The sequence below is a fragment of the Acidocella sp. genome, assembly GCF_028687955.1.
GTDB lineage: Bacteria > Pseudomonadota > Alphaproteobacteria > Acetobacterales > Acetobacteraceae > Acidocella.
The window spans coordinates 12,842-27,629 of the sequence record NZ_JAQTZC010000013.1 but is presented as its reverse complement, the minus strand read 5'-3'; the positions used below and the strand labels follow the sequence as shown (position 1 = coordinate 27,629).

General features: G+C 64.7%; 11 protein-coding genes. 2 read left to right on the top strand and 9 right to left on the bottom strand.

The window, feature by feature from the left end:
- Positions 1–29 precede the first annotated feature (29 nt).
- From pnp to PHE40_RS03105, 6 genes are all read right to left on the bottom strand, one after another.
- Positions 30–2,153 (bottom strand): polyribonucleotide nucleotidyltransferase, encoded by a 2,124-nt coding sequence (pnp, locus tag PHE40_RS03130; protein WP_299957856.1) that lies wholly within the window; start codon positions 2,151–2,153, stop codon positions 30–32.
- A 363-nt stretch (positions 2,154–2,516) separates the two neighbouring features.
- Positions 2,517–2,990, bottom strand: a complete 474-nt coding sequence (gene gpt, locus PHE40_RS03125; RefSeq protein WP_299957853.1) for a xanthine phosphoribosyltransferase — start codon at positions 2,988–2,990, stop codon at positions 2,517–2,519.
- A 76-nt stretch (positions 2,991–3,066) separates the two neighbouring features.
- Positions 3,067–4,992 carry an ATP-dependent zinc metalloprotease FtsH gene (gene ftsH / locus PHE40_RS03120; RefSeq protein ID WP_299957850.1) on the bottom strand — a complete coding sequence of 642 codons (1,926 nt, stop codon included), beginning with the start codon at positions 4,990–4,992 and terminating at the stop codon, positions 3,067–3,069.
- 106 nt (positions 4,993–5,098) lie between these two features.
- Entirely contained in the window at positions 5,099–6,292 is a 1,194-nt protein-coding gene (gene tilS / locus PHE40_RS03115; RefSeq protein WP_299957847.1) for a tRNA lysidine(34) synthetase TilS, read from the bottom strand.
- On the bottom strand, positions 6,283–7,155 hold the full coding sequence (locus tag PHE40_RS03110; RefSeq protein WP_299957846.1) for a tol-pal system YbgF family protein: 873 nt from the start codon (positions 7,153–7,155) through the stop codon (positions 6,283–6,285). Before PHE40_RS03110 ends, tilS begins: the two co-directional genes overlap by 10 nt.
- Positions 7,156–7,318: 163 nt before the next feature.
- Complete coding sequence (locus tag PHE40_RS03105) at positions 7,319–7,816, bottom strand: OmpA family protein (RefSeq protein WP_299957841.1); 498 nt, start codon at positions 7,814–7,816, stop codon at positions 7,319–7,321.
- Between the two features lie 276 nt (positions 7,817–8,092).
- On the opposite strand from PHE40_RS03105, the gene pheS reads away from it, so the two are divergent.
- Together pheS and pheT are read left to right on the top strand one after the other, a co-directional pair.
- On the top strand, positions 8,093–9,190 hold the full coding sequence (gene pheS, locus PHE40_RS03100; RefSeq protein WP_408838433.1) for a phenylalanine--tRNA ligase subunit alpha: 1,098 nt from the start codon (positions 8,093–8,095) through the stop codon (positions 9,188–9,190).
- Positions 9,191–9,193: 3 nt separating this feature from the next.
- A complete protein-coding gene (gene pheT / locus PHE40_RS03095) occupies positions 9,194–11,647 on the top strand; it encodes a phenylalanine--tRNA ligase subunit beta (protein ID WP_299957839.1) in 2,454 nt (817 codons plus the stop codon).
- Here pheT and PHE40_RS03090 read toward each other — a convergent pair.
- The 3 genes from PHE40_RS03090 to PHE40_RS03080 are packed head-to-tail and all read right to left on the bottom strand — an operon-like array spanning position 11,644 to position 14,762.
- Entirely contained in the window at positions 11,644–11,850 is a 207-nt protein-coding gene (locus PHE40_RS03090; protein ID WP_299957836.1) for a ribbon-helix-helix domain-containing protein, read from the bottom strand. The genes pheT and PHE40_RS03090 overlap by 4 nt on opposite strands.
- Positions 11,828–14,488 (bottom strand): MMPL family transporter, encoded by a 2,661-nt coding sequence (locus PHE40_RS03085; RefSeq protein WP_299957834.1) that lies wholly within the window; start codon positions 14,486–14,488, stop codon positions 11,828–11,830. The genes PHE40_RS03090 and PHE40_RS03085 overlap by 23 nt, the downstream gene beginning before the upstream one ends.
- The gene (locus PHE40_RS03080) at positions 14,454–14,762 is read right to left on the bottom strand and encodes a YggT family protein (RefSeq protein WP_299957831.1); all 309 of its coding nucleotides are present in this window, start codon (positions 14,760–14,762) and stop codon (positions 14,454–14,456) included. Before PHE40_RS03080 ends, PHE40_RS03085 begins: the two co-directional genes overlap by 35 nt.
- Positions 14,763–14,788: the final 26 nt, after the last annotated feature.

Sequence of the window (14,788 nt, the reverse complement as noted above, 5' to 3'; positions counted from 1 at the left end):
CGGCCAGCCAACCGGCGGCCAGTTGCCGATTACTCGGCGGTTTCGCGCTTGGAGATGTCCTCGCCCGTCGCCTGGTCAACCTGCTTCATCGAGAGCTTGACCTTGCCACGGTCATCAAAGCCGATGACTTTCACCTTCACGCTATCGCCCTGCTTGACGATATCGGTGGTCTTGGCAACGCGGGTGGCGGCGAGTTCAGAGATGTGCACCAGCCCATCCTTCGCCCCCAGGAAGTTCACGAAGGCGCCGAAATCGGCGGTCTTCACAACCTTGCCGTTATAAATCACGCCGACTTCCGGCTCAGCGATGATGCCGCGGATCTTGTCGATCGCCGCTTGCGCCTTCTTGTCGTCGCTGGCCGCGATCTTCACCGTGCCGTCGTCATCGATGTCGATCTTCGCGCCGGTCTGCTCGACGATCTCGCGGATCACCTTGCCGCCGGTGCCGATGATGTCGCGAATCTTGTCCTTGGGCACCTGGATCACGGTGATCTTCGGCGCGTTGGAGGACACGCCCTCCCGGCCGGAGGTCAACGCCTTGGCCATTTCGCCCAGGATGTGCAAACGCCCGCCCTTGGCCTGCTCCAGCGCGATTTTCATGATCTCAGGCGTGATGGAGGTGATCTTGATGTCCATCTGTAGCGAGGTCACACCCGCTTCGGTTCCGGCCACTTTGAAATCCATGTCGCCAAGGTGATCCTCATCGCCCAGAATGTCAGACAGCACAGCAAAACCACGATCTTCCTTGATCAGCCCCATGGCGATGCCCGCCACCGGACGGGCCAGCGGCACGCCGGCATCCATCAGCGCCAGCGAAGTGCCGCAGACGGTTGCCATCGAGGAGGAGCCGTTGGACTCGGTGATCTCGGAGACCACGCGCAGCGTGTAGGGGAACTTGTCCTTGCCGGGCAGCAGCGGATGCACCGCGCGCCAGGCCAGCTTGCCGTGGCCGATTTCGCGGCGGCCGGGCGAGCCCATGCGCCCGGTCTCACCGACCGAGAACGGAGGGAAGTTGTAATGCAGCATGAAATGCTCGCGGAACTCGCCTTCCACGGCGTCGACCACCTGTTCATCCTGCGCGGTGCCCAGCGTGGCGATCACCAGTGCCTGGGTCTCGCCGCGGGTGAACAGCGCCGAACCATGGGTGCGCGGCAGCACGCCCACCTCAGCCATGATCGGGCGAACGGTCTTGGTGTCGCGGCCGTCAATGCGTAGGCCGGTGTCCAGGATGTTGTTGCGCACGATGTCGGCTTCCAGATCCTTGAACAGGCTCTTGGCCTTCTCAGCGTCCAGGCCTTCCTCGGTCAGCAGCACAGCGGCGGCCTTTTTGGCGGTGGAAATCTTCTCCTGGCGGACCTGCTTCACCGTCTCGGTATAAGCGGCGCGCAGAGGCTCGCGGGTCAGCGCGTCAACGCGCGCGGCCAGCACCTTGGTCTCGTCCGAGACTTCCGGCAGCGCCCAAGGGTCCTTGGCGGAATGTTCAGCCAGCTCGATGATCGCCCGGATCACCGGCTGGAACGCGGCATGGCCAAAGGTCACGGCACCGAGCATGATCTCCTCGGAAAGCTCGGAGGCTTCCGATTCCACCATCAGCACGCCCTCGACCGTACCGGCCAGCACGAGGTCGAGCTTGCTCTCTTCCTTCTCGGGGGTGGTGGGGTTGAGCACATACTGGCCATCAATATAGCCGACGCGCGCCGCCCCAACCGGGCCAAAGAAGGGAATGCCCGAAATGGTGAGCGCCGCGGAGGCAGCGACCAGCGCCACGATGTCCGGATCGTTCTCAAGGTCGTGGCTCAGCACGGTGACGATAACCTGAACCTCGTTCTTGAACCCCTGCGGGAACAGCGGACGGATCGGGCGGTCGATCAGGCGCGAGACCAGCGTCTCCTTCTCGGTCGGGCGGCCCTCACGCTTGAAGAACCCGCCCGGGATGCGCCCGGCGGCAAAGAATTTTTCCTGGTAGTTCACGGTCAGCGGGAAAAAATCGATCCCCGGCTTGGGCGATTTCGCGCCAACAACGGTGGCCAGCACCACTGTATCGCCATAGGTGGCAACCACGGCGCCATCAGCCTGACGGGCGACCTTGCCGGTCTCCAGGGTCAGCGTCTTGCCGGCCCAGTCCAGCTCTTTACGAAAATATTTATCAAACATCTCAACAACTCCACAAACACGGCAAGCCGGGGGAGGAAGCATCGAATGACTGCGCGTTCAACCGGTGGTTAAGCGGCGCCTCGGGCGGCATGGGTCTGGCTGTGAGGGGAGCATAAACTCGTCACAGCCACGGACCATGTGGCCGGAAACGCCGCGGGCAAAAAAACCGGCGGCGGCGCGGATCATCCGGTTGGTTCCCTAAAACCCCGTTCTGCCGCTAGTCTCAACAACATGAGCGGGGCCAAATGCCCCACACATGAACACGCCCCATGGCGTGTGCGCTGCTCTTACCGGAGTTTCGCCCCCAAGGCTAGGAGGACTTGAACACCCAAGCTGGTTACGCAGGCCGGCGCGCCAATGGCGTTATGCAGGCCGGCGCGCCAATGGCGCGACAAACTGCGGCTCGGTATCCCACGGAAAGAGAATCCAGGTGTCCTGGCTGACCTCGGTGATGAAAGTATCTGCCATCGGCTTGCCGGCCTCCTTGGCATAAACCGTGGCCAGATGCGCCTTGGGCAGCAGCCCGCGCACCAGCCGGGCGGTGGCGCCTGAATCCACCAGATCATCAACAATCAGCCAGCCGGCTCCGTCGCCCGCCGCGGCAGGCGGCTTGGTCACCACCGGCTCGCCGGGGTTTTCCTCGTCATAGGTGACAACGGAGACCGTCTCGATCAACCGGCACTCCAGCTCGCGCGCGATAATCGCCGCCGGGATCAGCCCGCCGCGCGTGATCGCGACAATGCCCTTCCAGGGCCCAAGTGAGTGCAACCGCCATGCCAGCGCCTTCGCGTCGCGGTGCAGCTGGTCCCAGGTAACTGTAAAATAATGTTTTGCCATGCGTTGCGGATAAACAAGCCAGCACACTCCGGCAAGAGCGCAAACGGCACGGGAACTCCCCGTGCCGCCTTACACTTCAGCCCGCTGCCGGGAGAATCCCCGGAACGTCCGGCCGCGGCGGCGCCGCGGTGGGCACTGAGGAGCGGCGCTGGTCGGGCATCGGCTCGTCCACCACCTTGCGCACGATCTTCTCGCCACGGATCACCGCCTCGATCTCGTCGCCCGAAAGCGTCTCGTATTCAAGCAGCCCTTGCGCCAGCGACTCCAGATCCGCCCGGCGCTCGGTGAGAATGCGCCGCGCCTCAGCATAGGCATGGTCGATGATCGCCTTGATCTCGGTGTCGATCTCGCGGGCGGTGGCTTCCGAGACGTTCTTGTTCTGCGTCACGGAGTGGCCGAGGAACACCTCCTGCCCGTTATCGCCGTATGAGATCATGCCCAGCTTCTCGGACATGCCCCATTCAGTGACCATCCGCCGCGTCATGTCCGTCGCCATTTTAATGTCGCCGGAGGCGCCGTTGGAGACCTTATCCGGCCCGAACACCAGCTCCTCGGCGGCGCGCCCGCCCATGGCCATGATGAGCTGCTGCAACAGTTTGAGCTTGCTGGTGGAGTAACGGTCCCCTTCGGGAAGCGACATCACCATGCCAAGCGCGCGGCCGCGCGGGATGATGGTGGCCTTATGCACCGGGTCGCACTCCGGCAGGGTGATGGAACAGATCGCATGCCCGCCCTCATGATACGCGGTCATACGCTTCTCATCGTCGGACATCACGAGCGAACGCCGTTCCGCGCCCATCATCACCTTATCCTTGGCGTGCTCGAACTCCGCCATGGCAACCACCCGCTTGCCGATTCGCGCGGCCAGCAGAGCGGCCTCGTTCACCAGATTGGCGAGATCCGCGCCCGAGAAGCCGGGCGTGCCGCGCGCAATGGTCTTGGGGTCCACATCGGAGGCCAGCGGCACCTTGCGCATATGCACTTTGAGGATCTTCTCGCGGCCCAACACATCCGGGTTTGGCACCACGACTTGCCTGTCAAACCGGCCGGGGCGCAGCAGCGCCGGGTCCAGAACATCCGGCCGGTTGGTGGCGGCGATGAGGATGACGCCCTCATTGCTCTCAAATCCATCCATCTCGACCAGCATCTGGTTCAACGTCTGCTCGCGCTCATCATTGCCGCCGCCCAGCCCCGCGCCGCGATGGCGGCCGACGGCGTCGATTTCGTCAATGAAGATGATGCAGGGGGCATTCTTCTTGCCCTGCTCGAACATGTCACGCACCCGCGAGGCGCCAACCCCCACAAACATCTCCACGAAATCCGAGCCGGAGATGGTGAAGAACGGCACATTGGCTTCCCCCGCGATGGCGCGCGCCAGCAGGGTTTTACCCGTGCCCGGCGGGCCGACAAGCAGGCATCCCTTAGGGATTTTGCCACCAAGCCGCTGGAACTTCTGCGGGTCACGCAAGAATTCCACGATTTCCTGCAACTCGCCTTTGGCCTCATCGATGCCGGCCACGTCCTCAAAGGTCACGCGGCCCTGCTTTTCGGTCAGCAGCCGGGCGCGCGATTTGCCAAAGCCCATGGCGCGGCCGCCGCCTGACTGCATCTGGCGCATGAAGAAGATCCATACCCCGATCAAAAGCAGCATCGGCGCCCAGGAGATCAGCACCTTGAGAATCGGGTTCATGGTGTCGCCTTCGGGCTTGGCATCCACATGCACATTGGCCGCGATCAGCTTATCGAGCAGCGAAGGGTCGGCCGGCGCGTAGGTCTCAAACGCCTTGCCATCCTTGGTCGTGCCGGTGATGTCATGTCCCGCGATGGTGACATCCTGCACCTGATTGTTATTCACCTGATCCAGAAAGCTGGAGTAGGCGATCTGGCTCACCGGGTTGCTGGACGTGCTGGACGTGCTGGACGGCTGAAATACGTTAAAAAGTACCACCAGAAACAGAGCGACGACCACCCAGAGTGCTATATTTCGACCAAGATTGTTCATCTAGCCTTATCCAATTCTCTCATTAAAACCCAACGCCGCTCCGCCACGGTGGCACAACGCCATCTCAGATGGGTATTCTGCACCGATTTTGTAGCATTGCACAAATTTATTGCCCGGCGCTGAAGAAGGGATGCGGCGCGGCAGGCGACGGCGGGGTGAACAAAACCGGGGCGGGGAAGCTGAGCGTGCCGTCAGCCGCGCGCAGGGCCGCCATCGTGCGCAGAACAACCGATGGCAAGTTATTGTATTTTTTGTGGTTTTTTACCTCATCGCTGAGCGCGCCCAAACTCTGCCCCGGCGGGGGCTCAGCCTCCAGAGTGAACCGCCCGTCCCAGAGAACGCCGCGCCGCGCCGCAACCGGCGGCGCCAGAGCGGCTGGCTCGCGCGCCAGCAGCCAGCCGGGGCCAAGCCGCCCGGCCGCCAAAATACGCACCCCGGCCAAAGTCGCCGGGCGCAGCCTTGCGGCCAGGGCCGCGGTGGCGGGCTGGTCTGGCGCGTAGACGTTGCCGCCGATCACGCGCAGCAGCGCCGCCAGCGCCGCCGCTGGGGCCACGGGCGCGTCCAACAGCGCAAACCCCTCGGGTCGCAGCGCAGCATGGCGGGCGAGGAAACGCGCCGCCTCCTGCTCGCGCTCCTGGCGGGCGGCGGCGCTGGCGGGTTGCACGCCTGTCCCCTCAAAGCGTATCCGCACGCGCTCAAACCTGAGGTTCTGGTTAGAAGGGTCCTCCACCCATTCCATGCTCTGCGCCGCAAGATAGGCGCGCAGCGCGGCGGGGGGCACATCCAACAACGGGCGTAGCAGCAGCACATTGCCGCGCGCCGCCCAGGCGGCAATGCCCTCCGCCCCGCCGGGACCACGCCGCGCACGCATGGCCACGGTTTCAGCCTGATCAGCCTGATGGTGCCCCAGCAACAGGTGCAGCCGCCCCTGCGCCAGCGCGGCCTGCGCCAGCGCCGCATAGCGCGCGGCACGGGCTTTTGCCTGAACTCCAGGACCCGCAAGACCAGACAAGTTTATGATTTTACAATCAATCCCCCGCGCCGCCAGGCGAGTGGCCGTCAGCGCGGCTTCAGCACCGGATTCGGGGCGCAGACCGTGATCGACGATCAGCGCCAGCAGGCTCCCCTGGTTTCGTGCCGCCCAATCGCGGGTCAGCAAGGCCAGGGCGGTACTGTCCGCCCCGCCGGAAACCGCGGCGGCCAGATGCGGCGGCGTGCCAAAAGGGCCGAGGCGGGCCATCGCGGCGGAAAAATGACGCGCCAGCCCGGCGCTGGCGCCGTCAACCGTGGCTAGGAGCAATGCGCCCTGTGGCTCAGCGCGTCGATCTTGCTCTTCATACCAGCAGGGGGCGTCGGGAACTGGCTGTTGAGGGATGAGAGAGTGTCGCAAGCGGCTTGGTCCTGGTTGATGTCAGCCAGCGAGCTGGCCAGCCCGTACAACGATTGCGGCGCCCAGCTTCCCATGCGGTTGAGGTTATAGGCGTTGTCATAGGCAATAGCGGCGGCTTGCGGCTTGCCCTCGGCGGAAAGCGACTGTCCCAGCAGATATTGCGCCCGGTAGGCCTGCGGGCTGCCCTTGGCCGTGGAGAGAATGGCCTTCGCGGCCGCTTCCGCCGCCGCGTAATCATGCCGGGCGTAAGCGGCCAGGCCGTCATGCAACATGGTCTCGGGCGAACCGGAAACCGCCGGGGCCGGGGCCGGCGGCGGGGCGCTGGTCTGCGCCGCCGGAGCACCCGCTGGGGCCCCGGAGACGCCCGGCGCGCCAGGGGTGGCGCCGTTGGTCATCTGGAACTTCAGATCGCCAATTTCTTTCTCGGTTGCGGCGTGCTGCGTATCCACCTGGTTTTGCAGCGTATCCACCCTGCCGCTGAGCTGCTGCACCTGTGTTTGCAGATCGTTCACCTGGTTAAGCAGCGTTGCAACGATGCCGCCGCCCGGCGCCGCACCGCCAGAGGTTGGCGGCGGCGGCGCGGCATTGCCGCCCAGCACGGAACCGCCATTTCCCCCGCCGCCCGCCTGCAACTGCTGCACCTGGCTCTGCAATTGCAGAATCTGATTTTCCAGCGCGATGCCCTCCTGGCTTTGCACCAGCGGCTGGCCTTGCGCGGCGCCGATTGGCAGCAGGGAGGCAAATACAGCGAGGGCGAGGAGATTTTGGCGCATATCCGCGAATAATCCTGAACTGTGGGGTTTATCTGGTCCGATATAGCCCTACCGGCTCAAAAACGAAACCGCCCAAACACAAAACCGGCGGTCCCTCAAAAAAGAGGCACCGCCGGTCAATTATTATCAGCCACGTCCAACCAGGGTTGGACGGAACCTTAAATTACTTGCAGTTCTGCGGGTTGAAGCCCTGAACCGAAGTGATGGCGTTACGGTTCTGCTGGTAGGCAGCTTCGTCATTGCCAGCGGCAACCGGGCAATCCTTGCCATAGGAGATGGTGGTGATGCGCGTAGCGGCAACGCCCTGGGCAACCAGGTAGTCACGCGCGGTGTTCGCACGGCGCTGAGCCAGCGCCAGGTTGTACGTCTCGGTGCCGCGCTCGTCAGCATTGCCGGCGACCAGAACGTTGACGCTCGGGTACTTGGCAAGCCAGGAGGCCTGACGGCCGAGAGTGGCGTCGGAATCACTGCTCAGGTTCGACTTGTCGAACGCGAAGAACACGCGATCACCAACGTTGGCAACCAGGTCCTGTTCGCTGCCCGGAACGGCGCCCGTGGAAGCCGTGCCGGCGCCAGTGCCGGTGTTGGAGGCGGTGGGGTTAGAAGAGCAGGCTGCCAGCAGGGCAAGGCCGGCGAAAGCGCCCAATGCTTTGAATTTCATATTAAAAAACCGATCCCTGTCCGTGATTGGTGAGCGAGATTACACTTGGTTGCGACATCACTATGATTACGCATCCTAACGCGCCATACTCTGCCCAGCGGTGAAGGGTCAAGCTCTATAGTTATGCATTTTGCGCGTCTGTGGCCCGATTAGATAGATAGAGATAGTTTATTTTGTCCCTGTGGAGAATTTGTGACACCACCTACCCGCCGGCCTGCCCCGGCGCCGCGTTGGCGCTTGACTTTTGGGCGGCAAAAATGTCTGCCCTGCGGCCGGATGGATCAGGTGGACCAAATGCCGGAAAACGACCTTAGCATATTACAGACCCAGGCTGAATCACGCATCGCCGTGGCTGACAGCGATGCCCTGGAGGAATTGCGCGTGGCGCTGCTCGGCAAGAGCGGCACCCTCACCGCCGCGCTGAAGGCACTCGGCGCAATGCCCCCAGAGGAACGAAAAGCCCGAGGCGCAGAGCTGAACCTTGTAAAATCAGCGCTCACCCAGGCGTTGGCGACGCGGCGCGCTGTGCTGGACGCGGCAGCGCTGGAAGCCCGCCTCGCGGCCGAGCGGATTGACGTGACAGCGCCCGTCCGCCCCGAAGCCGCGGGGGCCATTCACCCGATCAGCCGCACCACCGAGGAGATTGCCGCGATCTTCAGCGCCATGGGTTTTTCCATCAAGGAGGGCCCGGACATCGAAAACGACTGGAACAATTTCAGCGCGCTCAACATCGCCGCCCACCACCCCGCCCGCGCGATGATGGACACCTTCTACCTGCAAGGCGGCGAGGTGCTGCGCACGCATACCTCCCCCGTGCAAATTCGCACCATGCTCGATTGGGCGAAGAACCATTCCACCCAGGCTGACGCACAGCCGATTCGCATCATCGTTCCCGGCCGCACCTTCCGTGCCGACCATGACGCCACTCACTCCCCGATGTTCCACCAGACCGAAGGCCTGGTCATCGGGCGCGGCATCACGCTCGGCCACCTGAAAGGCTGCCTGATCGACTTCCTACGCGCCTTTTTTGACATTCCCGCCTTGCCGGTGCGCCTGCGCGCCAGCTACTTCCCCTTCACCGAGCCTTCCATGGAGGTCGATATCGGCTGGAACCGCAAGACCGGCGAGCTCGGCGGCGGCACTGACTGGCTGGAGATCGGCGGCTCAGGCATGGTTCACCCCAACGTGCTGGCCAATTGCGGCATCGACCCCCGTGAATTTCAGGGCTTCGCCTTTGGTGTCGGCATCGAGCGTCTGACCATGCTCAAACACGGCATCGCCGATCTGCGCCTGTTCTATGAAAGCGATGTGCGCTGGCTGCGCCATTACGGTTTTGCCGCGCTGAGCCCCGCCATGCTGCACGAAGGAATCTGAGCCATGAAATTCACGCTGTCATGGTTGAAAACCTGGCTCGAGACCGATGCCTCACTGGAGGACATCCTCACCACCCTCTCGGCCATCGGCCTGGAGGTGGAGGGTGTTGAAAACCGGGCCGATACACTCGCCCCTTTCGTTATCGCACAAGTAATTGAGGCCCTGCCCCACCCCAACGCCGACCGTCTGCGCGCCTGCCGCGTGGATGTGGGCGATGGCGTGGAGCGCTCCGTGGTGTGCGGCGCGCCAAACGCGCGCACCGGGCTACGCGTGGTGTTCGCCCCGCCGGGCGCGTTCGTCCCCGGCTCGGGCATCACGCTGAAAATCGGTGAGATCCGCGGCGTGAAATCCGAGGGCATGCTCACCAGCTTCAGCGAGCTGGGGCTAGAGGGCGATGGCGAAGGCATCATCGAGCTGCCAGCCGATGCGCCGGTCGGCGCGCGCTACGCCAAATGGGCCGGGCTGGATGAGCCGGCAATCGAAATCGCCGTCACCCCCAACCGTGGCGACGCGCTGAGCGTGCGCGGCGTGGCGCGCGACCTCGCCGCCGCCGGGCTGGGCATGCTCAAGCCCTTCGCCCCCGCGCCCATCGCCGGGTCCGGTGCCAGCGCCGTTGTGTGGCACAACAGCTTCCCCGAGGCCTGCCCCTGGGTGCTGGGCCGCACCGTGCGCCATGTGAAAAACACCGAAAGCCCGGACTGGTTAAAGCAACGCCTGGAATCGGTTGGCCTGCGCCCGATCAACACGCTGGCCGACATCACCAATTTCTTCACGCACGACCTCGGCCGACCGCTGCATGTGTTTGACGCTGATAAAATCGCAGGCGGGTTCCTGGAGCTGCGCCGCGGCAATGGCGAAAGCTTCACCGGCCTGCATGGCAAGGAGGTGCAAGCCGGTGCCGAGGATTGCATCATCGCCGATGCGGCGGGCGCGCAGTCGCTGGCGGGCATCGTCGGCGGCGAGGCCACCGGCTGCGATGAGGCCACCACCAGCGTGTTCATCGAATGCGCCTTGTTTGACCGCGTGAGGATCACCCAGACCGGCCAGCGCACCGGCATCGTCTCCGACGCGCGCCAGCGCTTCGAGCGCGGGATCGACTCTCAACTCATGCCCCAGGCGTTGGATGCCGCAACCGCCATGGTGATCGAACTCTGCGGCGGCGAGGCCAGTGAAATTTCCGAAGCCGGCGCCCGGCCGGACTGGTCACGCACGGCCAAACTGCGCTTCGCGCGTATCCGCAGCTTCGGCGGCTCGGACATCGGGCCCGATGAAGCCGTCGCCTCGCTGGAGCGCCTCGGCTTTGGCGTGCGCGCGCGCGATGCGGCCAGCGTCACCCTCGCCGTGCCAAGTTGGCGCAACGATGTGGCGCAGCCCCCCGCGCTGGACCAGGCCGACGTTCCCGGCGCGGCGCAGGCCGCCATCGGCGCCGCCGAGATCGAGCCGGAGGTGGATCTCATCGAGGAAGTGTTGCGCCTGAAGGGCATGGACGCCATCCCCCCCGTCTCGCTGCCGGTCGAAGGGCTCATCCAGGCGCCAATCTATACCCCCAAACAGGCCCGCACCGCTTTGGCCCGCCGCGTGCTGGCAGCGCGCGGCCTACTGGAGGCGGTGACCTTCAGCTTCCTCGACCATGAGACCGCCGCGCTGTTCGGCGACGCGCCCGAGAGCCTGCGCCTCGCCAACCCCATCGCCGCCGACCTTGACCAGATGCGCCCGACCGCGCTGGCCACCCTCTCCCTGGCCGCCGCGCGCAATGTGGCGCGCGGCTTTGGCGATCTCGGCCTGTTCGAGATCGGCCCGGCCTATGCCGCCGACACCTCCCAGGCGCTGGCCGCCGCCGGCCTGCGGCTGGGCGAAACCCCGCTCTCCGCCCTCGCGCCCGCGCGCAAATTCGATGCGCTGGACGCCAAGGCCGACGCCATCGCGGTGCTGGGCGCGCTCGGCGTGCCAATGGAGGGGGTGACCACCACCCCCGGCGGCGCCAGCTTCTATCACCCCGGCCAGTGCGGCACGCTGCGCCAGGGGCCTAAAACCATCCTCGCCGCCTTCGGCACGCTGCACCCGGCCTTATGCGCCAGGCTGGACCTGCCGCTGGGCGCCGTCGCGTTCGAGATCTTCCTCGACGCCATCGCCGAGCCCAAGCGCCGCAAAAAAGCCGCGCCGGTGCTGCCGGCCTTCCAGCCCATCCGCCGCGACTTCGCCTTTTTGGTCAGCGCCGGAACCCCGGCCGAGACGCTGCTGCGCGCCGCCAAGGGGGCTGAGCGCAACCTTATCACCCAGGTGGCGCTGTTTGACCGCTACCAGGGCAAGGGCGTGCCGGAGGGCCAGGTCTCGCTAGCCATCGCGGTGACCATCCAGCCGGTGGAGAAGAGTTTCTCGGAGACCGAGCTGGACGCGATTTCAGCGAAAATCGTCGCCGAGGTGGGCAAAAAAACCGGCGGGGTGCTGCGGGGTTAACCCCCGCTGTGCCGCAACGCATACACCCGCAGAGCCGAGGCCAACGGCCGCTCGGGCGGGCGCACCGCGTCAGTGCGCGTCACCAATGCCGCCAGCGTCAGGTTTTCCGCCGCCGCCAGCGCCGTCAGCGCCGCCCAGAACTCCGGCTCCAGCGCGATGCTGGTGCGGTGGCCTGAGAGGCTAAGACTTCTTTTTTCGAGCATTTTCCAGGGCATTTACCACGGTATACAACAGCGCCGGCAGAAAGAACGAAGTCGCGATCAACACCGCCAACAGACTGATGAGCAGCAACACACCCATGCTCGCCGTGCCCCGGTCATGCGAGGCGGCCAGGGTGCCAAACGCGGTCCCGGTGGTCAGCGCCGAGAACAACACGGCATGGGCCGTCGCCGAGGAGAGAAATTTGCGTATGCCCATGCGGAAATTCATCACGAAATACACGTTGAACGACACACCGACGCCAAGCAGCAGCGGCAGCGCGATGATGTTGGCATAGTTGATCGACAGGCCGATAATTTTCGCAAACAGCGCCGTCAGCAGAACTGACATTCCCAGCGTCGCCAGCACCAGCACCGGGCCGCGTAGATTGCGGAACACCAGCAGCAATATGGCGGTGATGGCGAGGAAAGCGAGCAGCGCCGCCTCGCGGAAGGAGTTCAGGATCGTCTGCGCGGTGGCGATGGTGGAAATTGCCGGGCCACCGGCATCGGGCGCAATCGCCAGCACGGCCTTGGCAAACTGGCGCAGCCCGGCCGTTGTTTGCGCGGCAGCGGCGGGCAGCGCCTCCACGCGCACCTGCCCGTCGGGCAGGAACCAGTCCGCCGCGATTGATTCAGGCAAATTCTGCACTGTAACCGGCGCCGCGTTCAGGCTGGCGGCCAGACGGGAGAGTTCTCCGGGCAGAAAGCGCGTGAGCGCCGCGTTCATCGCCATCAGCTGCGCATCGTCGCAGCCCTCCAGCTTCACCAGCGTCGCCGCCAGGGCCAGCAGCGGCGAATCCTTCGGCAGTTGGGGGGCCACATCGGCAATCGCCTGTTGCGTCTTCACCAGCGCGACGCGGATGTCCGCCGCGCTCACCGGCGTGGCGGGCGGCGTGGCGGCGGCCAACAGCGTGGGCGCCAGAATATTGCGCGCCTGCGCCAGCATGGCCAGTTTCTGCGCCTGGTCCTCGGGCACGAAGGTAGCGCCCGAGAGCACGCCGGAGACCTGCGGCAACGCCGCAAACCTTGCACCCAATGTTCGCGCGGCGGCCAGATTGGGGGCCAGCGTATCGGCATAGAACGGGTTGGTCGCCGGGTTGGTGAGCAGCTTGCTCAGCGTGCGCATGCTCTCGGTATTCGGATCCTTCGTGTTCAACGGGTTGGCGTCAAACCTGATGGTTGCGGCGGCTCCGGCTCCGGCCAGCCCCAACACGGCGAACACCACCAGCACGCCGCGGCGGCGCTTTTGCAAAAACCTGTCCATCCGCTCGCCATAAGGCAGGCCAAGCGGCGCCTTGTTCGTGCGCGGCGAGAACACCCGCAGCAGCGCCGGCAAAAACGTGATGGTGCAGGACAGGGCGATCAGCATCCCAGCCCCTGCGATGATCCCAAGCTCCGCCACGCCGATGAACGAGGTGGGGGCAAAGGCGAAAAATCCGCAGGAGGTGGCCACGGCGGCAAGGGCGATCTGCCCGCCGGCCTCGCGCGCGGTGCGCGGAATCGCATCGGAGAGTTCGTCCGAGACAAGATGCACATCGCGCAGCCGCACACAGAACTGAATCGCGAAATCCACCGCCAGGCCGATGAACAATATGGCGAACGCCACGGAGATGAGATTCAGCACACCGATAAAAATTGCCGCGAAGCTGACGGTCAGCGCCAGCCCCAGCACCAGCGTCAGCAATATCGGCACGATCAGCCGCCACGAGCGCACCGCCAGATAAAGCCAGAGCGCAATCAGCAACAGGCTGATAATGCCGCCGGTGACCATCCCATGGGTCAGCGAGGCGAACTGCTCGTCCGAAAGCGGGATCTGCCCGGTATAGTCCACCGTGGCGCGGCCCGCACGCACATCCGGCAGGGTCGCGGCTATGTGCATCAGCGCCGCCGTGGCCACCCCGCCTGGCTGGAGCGTGCCCTGGTTGAGCACCGGATGCGCCAGCACGAATTCGTCACCACCGCCGCCGATATTGCCGCCGATGAGCGACTGCCACGAGAGCGGCACCGGCCTTCCCGCCGCCGCCGCCTGCAAATTGCTCTGCACGCTCTTGAGCGCGCCATCATAGGGGGTCAGATTCGCCCCTGCCTGCACCCCCTGGGCGATCAGCGCCAGCCCGTTCAGCAACCCGCGCGCCGAGGGGTCGGCCGCCAGCTGGCCCAGAAAGGGTTGCGCCGCGACAATGCTAGTGAGCAGCTTCGCCAGCCGGTCCGGCGGCAGCAGCAGCAGCCCCTCGTGGCTGTAGAACTCATCCCCCGCCGGATAACTGGAGTCGATGAAATCTTTCTTGTCCGCGGCCAGCGCGGCATTCAGCGCGGCGGCGGTCTCCTGCGCCTCCTCGGGCGTGGCCGCGCGCACCACGGCGACGATCAGCCTGTCAAACTGCGGGAAATTCCGGCTCTCGCGAATCGCCGCCTGCCGCCAGGGCAGCGAACGGGCAAACAGGTTGTCGGTGTCGGTATCGATGCGCAGATGCTGCGCGGCATAGGTCAGGCCGGCCACGGCCAGCAGTACACAAGCCACGATGGTAAACCAGGCCCGCCGCCGCGCGGCGCTTACAATCACGACAATCGGGCGCACTGCCTGCTCCTTTAAAATCCGCCGCCGTCTAGAACCCCAGCCCAGCAATGACCAGCCGGCCATAGATATCCGAGAGCACGAATTGCAGTGCCTGCAGCAGCAAAATGGCGATCAGCGGTGAAATATCGACATTGCCGAAAACCGGTATATGGCGCCGGATGGGGTTGAGCACCGGCGTGGTCACACGGTCGAGGAAATCCGCCACGGCGTTCACGAACTGACTGCGGTGGTTAACCACGCCAAAAGACAACAATATACTCATGACCGCCGCCGCGATGACGGCCAAAATCATCAGATGGATCAGCTCGCCAGCCAGCCAGAAGATCGCGAACAACATTTTTAGTCCCCAATGTTTATATGCGC

Excerpts from the sequence above, each read along its gene's own strand:
- gpt (WP_299957853.1), bottom strand. The coding sequence starts at position 2,990 with ATGGCAAAACATTATTTTACAGTTACCTGGGACCAGCTGCACCGCGAC.
- pnp (WP_299957856.1), bottom strand. The coding sequence starts at position 2,153 with ATGTTTGATAAATATTTTCGTAAAGAGCTGGACTGGGCCGGCAAGACG.
- pheS (WP_408838433.1), top strand. The coding sequence starts at position 8,093 with ATGGATCAGGTGGACCAAATGCCGGAAAACGACCTTAGCATATTACAG.
- pheT (WP_299957839.1), top strand. The coding sequence starts at position 9,194 with ATGAAATTCACGCTGTCATGGTTGAAAACCTGGCTCGAGACCGATGCC.
- PHE40_RS03090 (WP_299957836.1), bottom strand. The coding sequence starts at position 11,850 with ATGCTCGAAAAAAGAAGTCTTAGCCTCTCAGGCCACCGCACCAGCATC.
- ftsH (WP_299957850.1), bottom strand. The coding sequence starts at position 4,992 with ATGAACAATCTTGGTCGAAATATAGCACTCTGGGTGGTCGTCGCTCTG.
- PHE40_RS03080 (WP_299957831.1), bottom strand. The coding sequence starts at position 14,762 with ATGTTGTTCGCGATCTTCTGGCTGGCTGGCGAGCTGATCCATCTGATG.
- PHE40_RS03105 (WP_299957841.1), bottom strand. The coding sequence starts at position 7,816 with ATGAAATTCAAAGCATTGGGCGCTTTCGCCGGCCTTGCCCTGCTGGCA.
- PHE40_RS03085 (WP_299957834.1), bottom strand. The coding sequence starts at position 14,488 with ATGGCCGGCTGGTCATTGCTGGGCTGGGGTTCTAGACGGCGGCGGATT.
- PHE40_RS03110 (WP_299957846.1), bottom strand. The coding sequence starts at position 7,155 with ATGCGCCAAAATCTCCTCGCCCTCGCTGTATTTGCCTCCCTGCTGCCA.